The 15,205-nt window shown below is 69.5% G+C and carries 13 protein-coding genes and 1 pseudogene; 10 read left to right on the top strand and 4 right to left on the bottom strand.

Features of this window, described 5'->3' with window-relative positions; genetic code table 11:
• Nucleotides 1–99 precede the first annotated feature (99 nt).
• The gene (locus tag WT60_RS19545; RefSeq protein WP_059643373.1) at nt 100–1,389 is read right to left on the bottom strand and encodes an MFS transporter; all 1,290 of its coding nucleotides are present in this window, start codon (nt 1,387–1,389) and stop codon (nt 100–102) included.
• A 102-nt stretch (nt 1,390–1,491) separates the two neighbouring features.
• Nucleotides 1,492–1,734, bottom strand: a complete 243-nt coding sequence (locus WT60_RS34575; protein ID WP_186448595.1) for a hypothetical protein — start codon at nt 1,732–1,734, stop codon at nt 1,492–1,494.
• Between WT60_RS34575 and WT60_RS19540 the strand changes: the two genes are divergently transcribed.
• On the top strand, nt 1,733–1,945 hold the full coding sequence (locus WT60_RS19540; RefSeq protein WP_004198969.1) for a hypothetical protein: 213 nt from the start codon (nt 1,733–1,735) through the stop codon (nt 1,943–1,945). The two genes, WT60_RS34575 and WT60_RS19540, sit on opposite strands and share 2 nt — an antisense overlap.
• Nucleotides 1,946–1,985: 40 nt before the next feature.
• Complete coding sequence (locus WT60_RS19535; RefSeq protein ID WP_059583791.1) at nt 1,986–3,017, top strand: serine/threonine protein kinase; 1,032 nt, start codon at nt 1,986–1,988, stop codon at nt 3,015–3,017.
• A 197-nt stretch (nt 3,018–3,214) separates the two neighbouring features.
• Here the strand turns inward: WT60_RS19535 and WT60_RS19530 are convergent, their stop codons facing one another.
• Nucleotides 3,215–4,111: a LysR substrate-binding domain-containing protein gene (locus tag WT60_RS19530; RefSeq protein WP_060355791.1), complete on the bottom strand. Its 897-nt coding sequence runs from the start codon at nt 4,109–4,111 to the stop codon at nt 3,215–3,217.
• Nucleotides 4,112–4,217: 106 nt separating this feature from the next.
• Here WT60_RS19530 and kdgD point away from each other — a divergent pair, with 106 nt between their 5' ends.
• From kdgD to WT60_RS19495, 8 genes and pseudogenes are all read left to right on the top strand, one after another.
• On the top strand, nt 4,218–5,159 hold the full coding sequence (gene kdgD / locus WT60_RS19525; protein ID WP_038748541.1) for a 5-dehydro-4-deoxyglucarate dehydratase: 942 nt from the start codon (nt 4,218–4,220) through the stop codon (nt 5,157–5,159).
• A complete protein-coding gene (locus tag WT60_RS19520; protein ID WP_060355792.1) occupies nt 5,150–6,721 on the top strand; it encodes an aldehyde dehydrogenase (NADP(+)) in 1,572 nt (523 codons plus the stop codon). Before kdgD ends, WT60_RS19520 begins: the two co-directional genes overlap by 10 nt.
• An 85-nt stretch (nt 6,722–6,806) precedes the next feature.
• Nucleotides 6,807–8,162, top strand: coding sequence for an MFS transporter (locus WT60_RS19515; RefSeq protein ID WP_060355793.1), 1,356 nt, complete (start codon nt 6,807–6,809; stop codon nt 8,160–8,162).
• Between the two features lie 15 nt (nt 8,163–8,177).
• The gene (locus WT60_RS19510; RefSeq protein ID WP_060355794.1) at nt 8,178–9,614 is read left to right on the top strand and encodes an enolase C-terminal domain-like protein; all 1,437 of its coding nucleotides are present in this window, start codon (nt 8,178–8,180) and stop codon (nt 9,612–9,614) included.
• A gap of 8 nt (nt 9,615–9,622) precedes the next feature.
• A complete protein-coding gene (gudD, locus tag WT60_RS19505; protein ID WP_059583804.1) occupies nt 9,623–10,984 on the top strand; it encodes a glucarate dehydratase in 1,362 nt (453 codons plus the stop codon).
• 28 nt (nt 10,985–11,012) lie between these two features.
• Complete coding sequence (locus WT60_RS35265; protein ID WP_236860838.1) at nt 11,013–11,297, top strand: UxaA family hydrolase; 285 nt, start codon at nt 11,013–11,015, stop codon at nt 11,295–11,297.
• A pseudogene (gene garD, locus WT60_RS19500) lies at nt 11,273–12,613 on the top strand (galactarate dehydratase); the annotation flags it as partial. The gene WT60_RS35265 and the pseudogene garD, both read left to right, overlap by 25 nt.
• A 2-nt stretch (nt 12,614–12,615) precedes the next feature.
• Entirely contained in the window at nt 12,616–13,485 is an 870-nt protein-coding gene (locus tag WT60_RS19495) for an NAD(P)-dependent oxidoreductase (protein ID WP_060355795.1), read from the top strand.
• A gap of 298 nt (nt 13,486–13,783) precedes the next feature.
• On the opposite strand, the gene WT60_RS19485 is transcribed toward WT60_RS19495, so the two are convergent.
• Nucleotides 13,784–15,202, bottom strand: a complete 1,419-nt coding sequence (locus tag WT60_RS19485) for a coniferyl aldehyde dehydrogenase (RefSeq protein WP_038748526.1) — start codon at nt 15,200–15,202, stop codon at nt 13,784–13,786.
• Nucleotides 15,203–15,205 lie beyond the last annotated feature (3 nt).

The raw sequence follows: 15,205 nt of genomic DNA, 5'->3' as shown, positions 1-15,205 counted from the left end.
ACGAGGGCTTCATCGCAAAGCCTGCGAGCGAAAATTGCGATAGCGTCAAAGGTAACGTGCCGACGCGTGGTTTGGCATCGCGTCGGCGATGTCGTGCGCTCAGGCGGCCCCGGCGCGTTCGCGCGCACGCAGCCACGCCGCAGCAAGAATGCCGAGCGCGAGCAGCACGCCGACGAGCGACGCGACGCCCGGCCAACCGAGCGCGCTCCAGAAGCGTCCGCCGAGCGAACCGACGACGCTCGAGCCGAGGTAGTACGCGAGCAGGTAGAGCGCCGCGGCCTGGCCCTTGCCGTGCTGCGCGAGCCGGCCGACCCAGCCGCTCGCGACCGCGTGGCCCGCGAAGAAGCCGAACGTCACGCACGCGATGCCCGCGGCGATCGCGGCGACAGGATGCAGCAGCGTCAGCGCGACGCCCGCGAGCATCACGGCGAGGCTCGCGATCAGCACGCGGCCGCGGCCGAGCGTATCGGCGAGCCGCCCCGACGACGGCGATGCGACGACACCCACCAGATAGACGACGAAGATCGCGCTGATCGTCGCTTGCCCCATCGAATACGGCGGCGCGAGCAGCCGGTAGCCGATGTAGTTGTAGAGCGTGACGAAGCTGCCCATCAGCACGAACGCCATCGCGAACAGCACGGGCAGCTCACGCCCCTTGCCGAGATGATGCGCGAGCGATGCGCGGTGATGCGCGAGGTTCAGGCCGCGGTGCGGGGTGAAGTGTCGCGACGGCGGCAACAGCGCTCGGAACGCGAGCATCGACGCGAGGCCGAGCACGCCGATCGCGCCGACCGCGATGCGCCACGAGAACAGGCCGGTGAGGATGCCCGTGATCACGCGGCCCGCCATCCCGCCGATCGCCGTGCCGCCGACGTAGAGCCCCATCGCGAGCCCGAGGCCGTCCGGATGCACTTCTTCCGCGAGATACGCCATCGCGACGGCGGGCACGCCGCCGAGCGCGAGCCCCGTCAGCGCGCGCAGGATCAGCAACTGATGCCAGTGCGGCGCGAACGCGGCGGCGAGCGTGAGAAGCGACGATGCGGTGAGCGACGCCGTCATCAGCTTGTGGCGGCTGAGCGCTTCGGACACGAAGCCCGCGACGAACACCGCGGCCGCGAGCGCGGCCGTGGCGAACGACAGCGCGAGACTGCTTTGCGCGGGGCTCACGCCGAACGTCTTGGAGAACTCGGGCAGGAGCGGCTGCACGTAGTAGAGGAGCGAGAACGTCGCGTAGCCGGCGAACAGCAGCGCGACGCTCGCGCGCCAGTAGTTGCGCGAGCCGCGTTCGAGATACGGCGCGGGCGATGCGCACGGCGCGTTCGCGGCGGCGCGCGCGTCGGCCTGACACGCGCCGGCGGCGGGCCGCGGCGCGCCGGATGATACAGTCACGCTGAGTCTCCGTCTGAAGCAAACCTCAACGATACGCCGGTTGCGCACCCGGCGTCGTTTCGTCAGACGACGCGTTGGCTTTTGGCCGCACTTCCGAATGAATCATCGGATGTCGGCCATGTGCGTCAGGGTATGATGGAGCGACGCTGCCGCAAAAGCGGCGCGTCGCGGCGACGGGATCGACGCATCCCGCGAATTGGCGGCGCTCTTGCCGCCAGCTCGCGCCTTCGCGATTCCATGAGCGGTGAACAATGGGATACGCGCCGCCGTCGTCGCGCGGATGCGCAATTCGGGTATTTCCGGCCGGGCAGCACGCGGCCGGCTTTGAAAGCGGGGAAACATCATGCATGTCGGTTCGATTGTCTGCACCACCCACATTGCCGTGCCGAAGGGCGCGCGCGGCATCGTCCAGCGCATCTTGGGGGACATGGCGATGGTGACCTGGTACGCGGGCGTGCCGGGCGAATCCAAGGAGCTCAATACCGAGCCGTTCTTTCTCGAGGATCTGATCGACACCGGCGAATCCGTGCTCCCCGCGGGCGCGGCGCTGCACTGACCGCTCGTCTTTCGGCCTCGCGCGCGGCACAATGCGGGGCATGAACGACGCCACTTCCGATTCCAACGCAGCCGGCGCAAGCGCCGGCTTGCCTTTTGCAGGCCTCACGCCCGAGCGCGTGCTCGACGCGCTCGACAGCGTGCTGATCCCCGCCGGCTCGCGCACCGACGGGCGCCTGCTCGCGCTCAACAGCTACGAAAACCGCGTCTATCAGGCGGGCATTGAGGACGGCCCGCCGATCGTCGCGAAGTTCTATCGTCCGCATCGCTGGTCGAGCGACGCGATCCTCGAAGAGCACGCGTTCGTCGCCGAACTCGCGGCGCGCGAGATCCCGGCCGTGCCGGCGCTCGCGTTCGACGGCCGCACGCTGCACGAATTCGAGGGCTTTCGTTTCGCGATCTTCGAGCGGCGCGGCGGCCGCGCGCCGGAGCTCGATCGCCGCGACACGCTCGAATGGCTCGGCCGCTTCATCGGGCGCATTCACGCGGTCGGCGCGACGAAGCCGTATGTCGCGCGGCCGACGCTCGACATTCACACGTTCGGCTACGAGCCGCGCGATTTCCTGCTGTCGCACGACTTCGTGCCGGAAGACGTTCGGCCTGCTTACGAAGCGGCGGTCACGCTCGCGCTGGAGGGCGTCGCGCACGCGTACGAGCGAGCGGGCGACGTGCGGATGCTGCGTGCGCATGGCGACTGCCATCCGAGCAACGTGCTGTGGACCGACGCGGGCCCGCACTTCGTCGACTTCGACGACAGCCGGATGGCGCCCGCCGTGCAGGATTTGTGGCTGCTGCTGCCGGGCGACCGGCCGGGCGCGTCGCACGCGCTCGCCGAACTGCTCGCGGGCTACGAGGACTTTTGCGAATTCGATCCGCGCGAGCTGCATCTGATCGAGGCGCTGCGCACGTTGCGGCTCATTCATTACGCGGCATGGCTCGCGCGTCGCTGGGACGATCCCGCGTTTCCGGCCGCGTTTCCGTGGTTCAACACGCATCGCTATTGGGAAGCGCGCGTGCTCGAGTTGCGCGAGCAGATCGGCGCGATGCAGGAAGGGCCGCTGTGGCCCGTGTGATGCCGCGCTCGTCGCGGCGAAGGCGTGCGCCGCGAGCGGCGGTTTGCGCCGTTGCCTCGCGTTTCTTCGGTTTGAGGCAACGTCAGTTTCCCTAAGGATTTGTTAATCGCGTTGCGTGCGAAACGACGTATTTCGCACGCGCGCCACCGGCTCTTCGCTCCATCGCAGGACGCCCGGCTGCGCAGGCGCGTAATCCGTCAGCGCCTTTCGGCGAGCGACTTGCGCAACACGTCCTTCAGCGCGCGGAACGCGGGATTGTCGTTGTCCTTGCGATACGCGAGCGTCAGTTCGACGGGTTTCGCGGGCGTCGTGCGCACCGGCCGGTAGACGACCCCTTCGAAGTGCAGCATCGACGCGGCCGCCGGAATCAGCGCGGCGCCGATGCCCGCGCGCACCAGCGCCAGCATCGAATGAATCTGGCTCACGTATTCGACGATGTCGGGCAGCACCTCGGCGCGCTCGAGCAACCCGCTCACCAACTGGTGAAAATAGCGCGCCTCGTACGGCGAATACATCAGGAGCGGCTTGCCTTCGCAGTCGCGCAGCGCCGGGCGCTTCGGCCACGCATCGGCCACCGCTTCCGGCAGTGCGAGCACGAGCGCCTCGCGCACGCACGGTATCGACGCGAGCTCGCCGTGCTCGACGGGCGGGCGCAACAGCCCGACGTCGATCAGCCGCGCATCGAGCGCTTCGAGCTGCGCGCCGCTCACCATCTCCTTGAGCGTCAGCCGCACGTCCGGCGACGCCGCGCGCACCGCGCTCACGAGCGACGGCAAGAGACCGTAGCCGACCGACGCGGTGAAGCCGATCGCGAGCGTGCCCGCCGCGCCCGTCGCGACGCGGCGCGCGGTTGCCGCCGCTTCGTCGGCGAGCCGCAGAATGCGGGCCGCATCGGGCAGGAAGCCGCGTCCGGCCGCCGTCAGCTTCACCGATCGGCTCGTGCGCTCGAGCAGCTCGGTGCCGATCTGGTGCTCGAGCAGGCGCACCTGCCGGGACAACGGCGGCTGCGTCATGTGCAGGCGCTCGGCCGCGCGCCCGAAGTGCAGTTCCTCGGCGACCGCGACGAAGCAGCGAAGCTGGCTGAGTTCGAACATCGATTCAAAATATGGATTAATTGAGTCATTCCTTATCTTGGACTTGAATCGTTCGCAGTGCAAGAATCCGCTCACCACTTGTCACGCCGCACCGGCACGAACGCTCATGTCACGCTACACGCCCACCGAATTCGCCCGCCAGATCGGCTCCGGCCTGCTGTCTTTCCCGGTCACGCACTTCAAGCCCGATCTGTCGTTCGACGAGGCCGCCTATCGCGCGAACCTCGGCTGGCTGTTCAGCCACGACGCCGCTGGCCTCTTCGCCGCGGGCGGCACGGGCGAGTTCTTCTCGCTCACGCCCGCCGAAGTCGATAGCGTCGTGCGCGCGGCGCTCGCCGAAACGGGCGGCCGTCTGCCCGTGATCGCGCCGGCGGGCTACGGCACCGCGATGGCGATCGACTATTGCAAGGCGGCCGAAGCGGCGGGCGCCGACGGCATCCTGCTGTTCCCGCCGTATCTGACGGAGGCGTCGGCCGACGGCGTTGCCGCGCACGTCGAGCAGGTCTGCAACGCGACGCGCCTCGGTGTGATCGTCTACAACCGCGCGAACCAGGTGCTCGACGAAAACGCGCTCGCACGCCTCGCCGAGCGCTGCCCGAACCTCGTCGGCTTCAAGGACGGCGTAGGCGACATCGAGCTGATGACGCGCATCTACACGCGCCTCGGCGATCGATTCACGTACATCGGTGGCCTGCCGACCGCGGAGACGTTCGCGCTGCCGTATCTGACGCTCGGCGTGACCACGTACTCGTCGGCGATCTTCAATTTCGTGCCGCGCTTCGCGCTCGATTTCTACGCGGCCGTGCGCGCGCAGGATCATGCGAAGGTGTATGCGATGCTCGATCAGTTCGTTCTGCCGTACATCGCGCTGCGCAACCGCAAGCGCGGCTATGCGGTGTCGATCGTGAAGGCCGGAATGAAGGTGATCGGCCGCGGCGCGGGCCCCGTGCGCGCGCCGCTCATAGATTTGACGGGCGAGGAGCTGGCCGAGCTGTCGGCGCTCGTCGCGCGGATCGCCGAGGTTGCCGAGGTGGAAGCATGTCTCTGAGCGGCGAGCTGATGCTGGGCGGCGAATGCGTCGCACCCGGCGAGCGCACGGTGCGGGCGATCGACCCCGCGACGGGCGCGACGCTCGAGCCGGCGTTCGCGCTCGCGACGCACGCGAACGTCGCGCGCGCGTGCGAGCGGGCCGCCGCCGCGTTCGACGCGTATCGCGACACCGCGCCCGATGCGCGCGCCGCGTTTCTCGACGCGATCGCCACCGAGATCGAGGCGATCGGCGACCCGCTGATCGAACGCGCGACCGCCGAAACCGCGCTGCCGCGCGCGCGCCTCGAAGGCGAGCGCGCGCGCACCTGCAATCAGCTGAGGCTGTTCGCGTCGGTCGTGCGCGCCGGCGATGCGCTCGGCGCGCGCATCGATTCGGCGCTGCCCGAGCGCAAGCCGCTGCCGCGCGCCGATCTGCGGATGCGGCGCATCGCGCTCGGCCCGGTCGCGGTGTTCGGCGCGAGCAATTTCCCGCTCGCGTTCTCGGTCGCGGGCGGCGATACCGCTTCCGCGCTCGCGGCCGGCTGCTCCGTCGTCGTGAAGGCGCACCCCGCGCATCCGGGCACGTCCGAGCTCGTCGGCCGCGCGATCGCCGCGGCGCTCGCGCGGTGCGGGTTGCCGGCCGGCGTGTTCTCGCTCGTGCACGCGGACAACGACGTCGCGGGGGCGCTCGTTGCCGATCCGCGCATTCAGGCGGTCGGCTTCACGGGCTCGCGCGCGGGCGGCCAGGCGTTGCTGCGCATCGCACAATCGCGTGCGCAGCCGATTCCGATGTACGGCGAGCTGAGCGCGATCAACCCGGTGTTCCTGCTGCCCGACGCGCTCGCGAAGCGCGGCGGCGCGCTCGGCCGGCAATTCGTCGCGTCGCTCACGCTCGGCGCCGGGCAGTTCTGCACGAATCCGGGTTTGCTGCTCGCGATCGACGGCCCCGACGTCGGCGCGTTCGTGAACGCGGCCGCCGATGCGCTCGACACGAGCGCCGCGCAGCCGATGCTCACGCCCGGCATCCACGCGGCGTACGTGCGCGGCGTCGAGCGTCTGGCGGGCGCGGCCGGCGTGCGTTGCGCCGCGCGCGGCGACGCGAGCGACTTGCCGAATCGCGGCCGCGCGGGCTTGTTCGAGACGCACGCGCGGCACTTCATCGAGCAGCCCGCGCTGCACGACGAGATCTTCGGCGCGACGGCGCTCCTCGTGCGCTGCCGCGACGCGGCCGAGCTGAGCGCGGTCGCCGAGACGCTCGACGGCCAGTTGAGCGCGACGCTGCATCTCGATACGGGCGATGCGCCGCTCGCGCGCGCGCTGTTGCCGGTGCTCGAACGCAAGGCGGGCCGCATCGTCGCGAACGGCTGGCCGACGGGCGTCGAAGTCTGTCACGCGATGGTGCACGGCGGCCCGTGGCCCGCGACGACGGATGCGCGCGCGACGTCGGTCGGCACCGCGGCGATCGAGCGCTTCCTGCGGCCCGTCTGTTATCAGGATCTGCCCGCGGAGCTGCTGCCGCCCGCACTGCGGGACGACAATCCGCTGCGGCTGCGCCGCCTCGTCGACGGAAACTGGGTCTGAACGCGATAGTCGCGCGAAGCCGGGCCGCACGGGCCCGGCGCTGAAACGACCGGCGCATAATGGACGCCGGCGGAAGGAGGAGACAATGGACATCAAAGCCCCCGCCGTGGGTGCGCACAGCACGCCGCGCGTCGAGCGCATGAGCCGCGTGCGCTTCATGATCCTCGCGATGCTGTTCGTCGTGACGACGATCAACTACGCGGACCGCGCGACGATCTCGATCGCCGGCTCGGCGATGCAAAAGGATCTCGGCATCGACGCGGTGTCGCTCGGCTACATCTTCTCCGCATTCGGCTGGGCGTACGTGATCGCGCAGATTCCGGGCGGGTGGCTGCTCGATCGTTTCGGTTCCCGGCGCGTTTATGCGGCGAGCATCCTGATGTGGTCGATCTTCACGTTCGCGCAAGGCGCAATCGGCTTCTTCTCCGGCATGGCCGCGATCGCGGTTGTGTTCGCGCTGCGCTTTCTCGTCGGCGCCGCCGAAGCGCCCTCGTTTCCGGCCAACAGCCGGATCGTGGCCGCGTGGTTCCCGGCCAGCGAGCGCGGCACCGCATCGGCGATCTTCAATTCCGCGCAGTACGCGGCCACCGTGATCTTCGCGCCGCTGATGGCGTGGCTCGTCCACACGTTCAGCTGGCACTACGTATTCATCGTGATGGGCGCGATCGGCGTCGCGGCGGCGTTCGCGTGGCGGCTCTTCGTACGTGATCCGAAGGATCATCCGCGCATGACGCGCGCGGAGATCGAATACATCGAGAACGGCGGCGGCCTCGTCAACATGGATCGCGCGGGCGTCGCGAAGACGGAAGGCCCCGATCTCGGCTACATCGGGCAACTGCTGAGGAACCGGATGATGATGGGCGTCTACGTCGCGCAGTATTGCATCAACGCGCTCACGTACTTCTTCATCACATGGTTCCCGGTGTACCTCGTGCAGGCGCGCGGGATGTCGATCCTGAAGGCGGGCTTCGTCGCGTCGGTGCCGGCCGTGTGCGGCTTCCTCGGCGGCATTCTCGGCGGGATCATCTCCGATGCGCTGTTGCGGCGCGGCGCGTCGCTGTCGGTCGCGCGCAAGGTGCCGATCGTGCTCGGGATGCTGCTGTCGGTCAGCATGGTGGTGTGCAATTACGTCGACGCGCAGGGGATCGTCGTCGCGGTCATGGCGCTGTCGTTCTTCGGCAAGGGCATGGGCGCGCTCGGCTGGGCGGTCAATTCGGATACCGCGCCCAAGCAGATCGCGGGCCTGTCCGGCGCGCTGATGAACACGTTCGGCAATCTGTCGAGCATCACGACGCCGATCGCGATCGGCTACATCGTCAACCGGACCGGCTCGTTCAACGGCGCGCTGGTCTACGTGGGGCTTCATGCGCTTGTCGCTTGCGTCTGCTATCTGTTCGTGGTGGGCGAGATCAAGCGCGTCGAGCTGAAGCCGGCATCGTAAGCGGAGCCATCGGACATGACGTCCAATATGATCGAAGCCGTCGCGTGCGCGCGCACGCCGCGCGTCACGCGGATGCAGGTGATTCCCGTCGCGGGGCGCGACAGCATGCTGCTCAACCTGTGCGGCGCGCACGCGCCGTTCTTCACGCGAAACATCGTGATCCTGAACGATGACGCCGGGCATGTCGGCGCGGGCGAAGTGCCGGGCGGCGAAGGCATTCGCCGCGCGCTGGAGCGCGCGGCGCCGCTCGTCGTCGAGCAGCCGATCGGCCGCATGAACGGCGTGCTCGCCGACATTCGCCGCGCGCTCGCGGGCGACGGCCCCGCCGCGCATCAGGCGACCGTGCACCAGGTGACGTCGGCGTCGGAGGCAGCGGTGCTGCGGCAGCCGCACGAGATCAATCTGCGGATGGACAACGTCGTGACCGCGGTCGAAGCGGCGCTGCTCGACCTGCTCGGGCAGTTCGTCGGCGCGCCCGTCGCCGACCTGCTCGGCGCGGGCCGGCAGCGCGACGCGGTGCCGATGCTCGCGTACCTGTTTTACGTCGGCGAGCGCCGCCACACCGATCTGCCGTATCCGGCGGGCGCCGACGGCGGCGACACGTGGCTGCGCGTGCGCCGCGAAGCCGCGACGACGCCCGCGCAGATCGCGCGCTTGGCCGAAGCCGCGGCCGATCGCTACGGCTTCGCCGACTTCAAGCTGAAGGGCGCCGTGATGGACGGCGAGGACGAGATGGAAGCGGTGGCGGCGATCAAGGCGCGTTTTCCGCACGCGCGCGTGACGCTCGATCCGAACGGCGCGTGGTCGCTCGACGAGGCGATCGCGCTTTGCAAGGGGCGGCGCGATCTGCTCGCGTACGCGGAAGATCCGTGCGGCGCGGAGGCCGGCTATTCGGGCCGCGAGATCATGGCCGAGTTCAAGCGCGCGACCGGCGTGCCGACGGCGACCAACATGGTCGCGACCGACTGGCGCCAGCTCGGCCACGCGGCATTGCTGCAGGCGGTGGACATTCCGCTCGCCGACCCGCATTTCTGGACGATGCAGGGCTCGGTGCGCGTCGCGCAACTGTGCGACGAATGGGGGCTCACGTGGGGCTCGCATTCGAACAATCACTTCGACATTTCGCTCGCGATGTTCACGCACGTCGCGGCGGCCGCGCCCGGCGCCATCACCGCGATCGACACGCACTGGATCTGGCAGGAAGCCGACGAACGCCTGACGCGCGAGCCGCTTTCGATCGAGCGCGGACGCGCGGCCGTGCCGGACCGGCCGGGGCTCGGCATCGAACTCGACATGGCGCGCGTGTTCGAGGCGCACGCGCTGTACGAAACCCTCGGGCCCGGCGCACGCGACGACGCACGGGCGATGCAATACCTGGTGCCGGGCTGGACGTACGATCCGAAACGGCCGAGCTTCGGCGCCGCTGCGCGCGCGGCCGGGCGCGGCGCCTGAACGCTTCGATGGAGACACTCGTGAATCAAACCGAATCGAGCCGCACGGCGGCGCCCGTCGTGTCCGACATGCGCGTCGTGCCCGTCGCCGGACGCGACAGCATGCTGTTGAACCTGAGCGGCGCGCACGCTCCGTTCTTCACGCGCAACGTCGTGCTGATCCGCGACAGCGCGGGCCACACCGGCGTCGGCGAGGTGCCCGGCGGAGAAGGCATTCGCCGCACGCTGGAGGATGCGCGCGCGCTCGTCGTCGGCCAGCCGCTCGGCCGCTGGCAGGACGTGCTGAATGCGGTGCGCGCCCGCTTCGCCGATCGCGACGCGGGCGGCCGCGGCCTGCAGACGTTCGACCTGCGCATCGCGATTCACGCGGTGACGGCGCTCGAAGCCGCGCTGCTCGATCTGCTCGGCCAGCATCTCGGCGTGCCGGTGGCCGCGCTGCTCGGCGAAGGCCAGCAGCGCAACCGCGTGCCGATGCTCGGCTACCTGTTCTATGTCGGCGATCGAAACCGCACCGATCTCGATTACCGCAGCGAAGCCGAATCCGACGATGCGTGGTTTCGCTTGCGCAACGAAGCGGCGCTCACGCCCGATGCGATCGTGCGTCTTGCCGAGGCCGCGCACGCGCGCTACGGATTTCAGGACTTCAAACTGAAGGGCGGCGTGCTGTCGGGCGACGAAGAGATCGCCGCGGTGAGCGCGCTCGCAAAGCGCTTTCCGCACGCGCGCGTGACGCTCGACCCGAACGGCGCGTGGCCGCTGCAGGAGGCGATTCGCCTCTGTCGCGGCAAGGACGGCGTGCTTGCGTACGCGGAAGATCCGTGCGGCGCGGAGGCCGGCTATTCGGGCCGCGAGATCATGGCCGAGTTCCGCCGCGCGACGGGGCTGCGCACGGCGACCAACATGATCGCGACCGACTGGCGTCAGCTCGGCCACGCGATCCGGCTCGGCTCGGTGGACATTCCGCTCGCCGACCCGCATTTCTGGACGATGCGCGGCTCGGTGCGCGTCGCGCAGCTGTGCGACGAATGGGGGCTCACGTGGGGCTCGCATTCGAACAATCACTTCGACATTTCGCTCGCGATGTTCACGCACGTCGCGGCGGCCGCGCCCGGCGCCATCACCGCGATCGACACGCACTGGATCTGGCAGGACGGCCAGCGCCTCACGCGCGAGCCGCTGCGCATCGAGGACGGCCACGTCGCCGTGCCGCAGCGCGGCGGGCTCGGCGTCGACATCGACGAGGACGCGCTCGAAGCCGCGCACGCACTGTATCTGAAGCACGGCCTCGGCAGCCGCGACGATTCGCTCGCGATGCAGTACCTGGTGCCGAACTGGACGTTCGACAACAAGCGGCCCTGTCTCGTGCGTTGAGCGACGCCCGCCCATCACGGAGCATTCGATGCAGGAATCCACCTCGACCGACGACGCGCGCACGCGATCGGACAGCGCGCTGACGATCCGCGTGCACGACAGCGACAACGTCGCGATCGTCGTCAACGCACGCGGCCTGCCCGCCGGCGCGACGCTCGGCGACGGCACCGTGCTGGCCGAAGGCGTGCCGCAGGGCCACAAGGTCGCGCTCGCCGATCTCGCCGAAGGCGACGCGGTGATTCGCTACGGCGAAGTGATCGGCTACGCGGCGAAGCCGCTGCCGCGCGGCAGTTGGGTCAACGAGATGCGGTGAAGCTGCCGTCGGCGCCCGCGCTCGCCGAGCTGCCGCTCGCGACGCGCGCCGATCCGAAGCTGCCGAAGCTCGAGGGCTACGCGTTCGACGGCTATCGCAACGCGGACGGCACGGTCGGCACGAAGAACGTGCTCGGCATCATGACGAGCGTGCAGTGCGTCGCGGGCGTCACCGACCATGTGGTCGCGCGGATCAGGCGCGAGCTGCTGCCGCGCTATCCGCACGTCGACGACGTCGTCGCGCTGAACCACACGTACGGCTGCGGCGTCGCGATCAACGCGCCGGCCGCGATCGTGCCGATCCGCACGCTGCAGAATCTCGCGCTCAATCCGAACTTCGGCGGCGAGGTGATGGTGATCGGCCTCGGCTGCGAGAAGCTCGTGCCCGAGCGCCTCGTGCCGGAATCGCTCGCGCCGGGCGGCCGCATTCCGATCGAGGTCGCGGGCAGCGCCGATTCGCCCGTGCTTCGTCTGCAGGACGAAGCGTTCGACGGCTTCGGCGGGATGGTCGACGCGATCATGGCGATGGCCGAGACGCGTCTCGCGCATTTGAACCGCCGCCGCCGCGAGCCGTGCCCGGCGTCCGATCTCGTCGTCGGCGTGCAGTGCGGCGGCAGCGACGCGTTCTCGGGCGTCACCGCGAACCCGGCCGTCGGCTTCGCGGCCGATCTGATCGTGCGCGCGGGCGGCACCGTGATGTTCTCCGAAGTGACCGAGGTGCGCGACGCGATTCATCTGCTGACGCCGCGCGCGATCGACGAGGACGTCGGCCGCGCGCTGCTGCGCGAGATGGCGTGGTGTGACGATTACCTGTTGCGCGGCGAAACCGACCGCAGCGCGAACCCTTCGCCCGGCAACAAGACGGGCGGGCTGTCGAACGTCGTCGAAAAGGCGCTCGGTTCGATCGTGAAATCGGGCACGAGCCCGATCGTCGACGTGCTCGGTCCCGGCGAGAAGGTGCGGCGCAAGGGGCTCGTCTTCGCGGCGACGCCCGCGAGCGACTTCGTCTGCGGCACGCTGCAGCTCGCGTCGGGCATCAACCTGCAGGTGTTCACGACGGGGCGCGGCACGCCGTACGGCCTCGCGATGGCGCCTGTCGTCAAGGTGTCGACGCGCAAGGCATTGAGCGAGCGGTGGCACGATCTGATCGATCTCGATGCGGGCCGCATCGCGACCGGCGAGGCGAGCATCGCCGACGTCGGCTGGGAGCTGTTCCATCTGATCCTCGACGTCGCGAGCGGCCGCCGCAAGGTGTGCGCCGACAAGCTCGGGCTGCACAACGCGCTCGTCCTGTTCAACCCCACGCCGGTGACCTGATCATGACCGACCTCCTGCGTTCGAACTCCGGCGCGCCGACGGCGGACGGCGATCCGCTCGACGGCGTTCTCACGCACTGCGGCCGCATCCTGCTGACGGGCGCGGCCGGCGGTCTCGGCCGCGTGCTGCGCGAGCGGCTGCGTCGCTACGCGGACGCCGTGCGCGTGTCCGACATCGCGCCGCTCGGCGACGCGCGGCCGGGCGAGGAAAGCGCGCGCTGCGATCTGTCGGACGCGGCGGCCGTCGACGCGCTCGTGCGCGGCGTCGACGTGATCGTGCATTTCGGCGGCGTGTCGGTCGAGCATCCGTTCGATGCGGTGCTGCCCGCGAACATCGCGGGCACGTACCACGTGTACGAGGCGGCGCGCCGGCACGGCGTGCGCCGCGTCGTGTTCGCGAGCTCGAATCACGTAACGGGCTTCTACGAGCAGGGCGAGCGCATCGACGCGGCCGCGCCCGCGCGCCCCGACGGCTACTACGGCTTGAGCAAGGCGTTCGGCGAGCAGCTCGCGCGGTTCCATCACGATCGCTACGGAATCGAGAGCGTGTGCATCCGGATCGGCTCGTCGTTCCCGGAGCCGAAGGATCGCCGGATGCTCGTCACGTGGCTCGGCTACGACGATCTGGAGCAGCTCGTGGCCCGCGCGATGTTCGTGCCGCGCGTGGGCTGCACGATCGTCTACGGGGTGTCGGCGAATCGCGACGCGTGGTGGGACAACGCGCGCGCCGCGCATCTCGGCTACCGGCCGACGCAATCGAGCGAGCCGTGGCGCGAGCGGATCGAGCGCACGCAGCCGCCGCTTGCCGACGACGATCCGGTGCGCCGCTATCAGGGCGGCGCGTTCGTGACGGCCGGGCCGTTCGGAGACTGACGCGCATGCACGCGCCCGAAATCATCGAACGAATCGGCGACATGCGCTGCGGCGTCGGCGAAAGCCCCATGCGGCGGGACGGCGAAGCAGCGCTTTGCTTGACCGGCACCGCGGGCCGCGCGCTCCGTCGTTGGGATACCGAAGCGAATCGCGCGCACGCGTGCGCGCTGCCGGAGACGGCGGGCTCGATCGCACTGATCGCGGGCGGCTGAGCAGGTGCGCCTGCCTGCGCGCATCGCAAAAAGAAAAAGGGCCGCGCTCAGCGGCCCTTCGTTCGCCTTGCATCGGCGAGCGCGCATCAGAACCTCAGCATCAGCTTGAGGATCGCCGCGAAGCGCTTGCCATATGGCGGCGCGATCATCGCGCGCGTGTTCAGGCGCGGCTGCGTGAGCACGGGCTTCATCTTCGAGAACGTGACGAAGCCGTCGTAGCCGTGGTACGCACCCATCCCGCTCGCGCCGACGCCGCCGAACGGCAGCGTGCCGCACGCGATGTGCATCAGCGTGTCGTTGACCGTCACGCCGCCCGAGATCGTGTCGCGCATCACGCGCTCGACGCTCGCGTTGTCTTCGTCGAACAGGTACAGCGCGAGCGGCCGCGGCCGCGCGTTCACGTATGCGATCGCGTCGTCGAGCGTGTCGTACGGGACGATTGGCAGCAGCGGCCCGAAGATCTCTTCCTGCATCAGTTGCGACGCGTCAGGCGCCTGCGTGACGAGCACGGGCGGCAACCGGCGCAGCGCGGGATCGGGCGCCGCGTCGGTGAGCGGATGCAGTTGCGCGCCCGCTTCCTGCGCTTCGCTCGCGAGCCGCTGCAGCCGTGCGAAGTGGCGCTCGGAGATGATCGACGTGTAATCCGGATTCGTCGACAGATTCGGATAGAGCTTCGCCATCCGCTCGCGCGCCCGCGCGACGAATGCCGCCTCCTTGCCGCGCGGCACGAGCACGTAGTCGGGCGCGATGCAGGTCTGGCCCGCATTCAGCGTCTTGCCGGTGACGATCGCGTCCACCGCCATATCGAAGCGCGCGCGCGGCCCGACGATCACGGGCGACTTGCCGCCGAGCTCGAGCGTGACGGGCGTGAGGTTCTCGGCGGCCGCGCGCATCACGTGGCGGCCGACGTTCGTCGAGCCGGTGAAGAGCAGGTGATCGAACGGCAGCCCGCTGAACGCGGCGCCGATTTCCGCATCGCCGTTGACGACCGCCACGTGATCGCGCGCGAAAGTCTTCGCGATCAGCTCTTCGAACAATTGCGACGTGCGCGGCGTCAGTTCGGACATCTTGATGAGCGCGCGATTGCCGGCGGCGAGCGCGCAGATGAGCGGCCCGGCCGCGAGCAGCACCGGGTAGTTCCACGGCACGACGATGCCGACGACGCCGAGCGGCTGCGGCATCACCTTCGCGCGCGCCGGGCGCAACCACTTGTTCATCGTCCGGCTCTTCGGCTTGATCCAGCGCTTGCCGTGCTTGAGCGCCTCGTCGATTTCCTCTTTCGCGAGCCAGATCTCGGACATCAGCACTTCTTCCTTCGCGCGGTGGCCGAAATCGGCGCTGATCGCGGCCGCGAGCGCGTCGCGGTTCTCGAGCAGCATCTTGCGCAACGCGCGCAGGTGGTCGGCGCGCGTCGCCCACGACGGATACGGCGCGCGCAGATACGCGGCGCGCTGGTCGCGCAGCAGCGCGTCGAGCGTGGCTAAACCGGGCAGATCGTTCTTCATGGC

Origin of the sequence: Burkholderia sp. MSMB617WGS (genome assembly GCF_001532025.2) — a bacterium.
Taxonomy (GTDB): Bacteria; Pseudomonadota; Gammaproteobacteria; order Burkholderiales; family Burkholderiaceae; genus Burkholderia; species Burkholderia savannae.
Note: the sequence above shows the minus strand (reverse complement) of the source record. Positions and strands in the feature narration are given on the sequence as shown.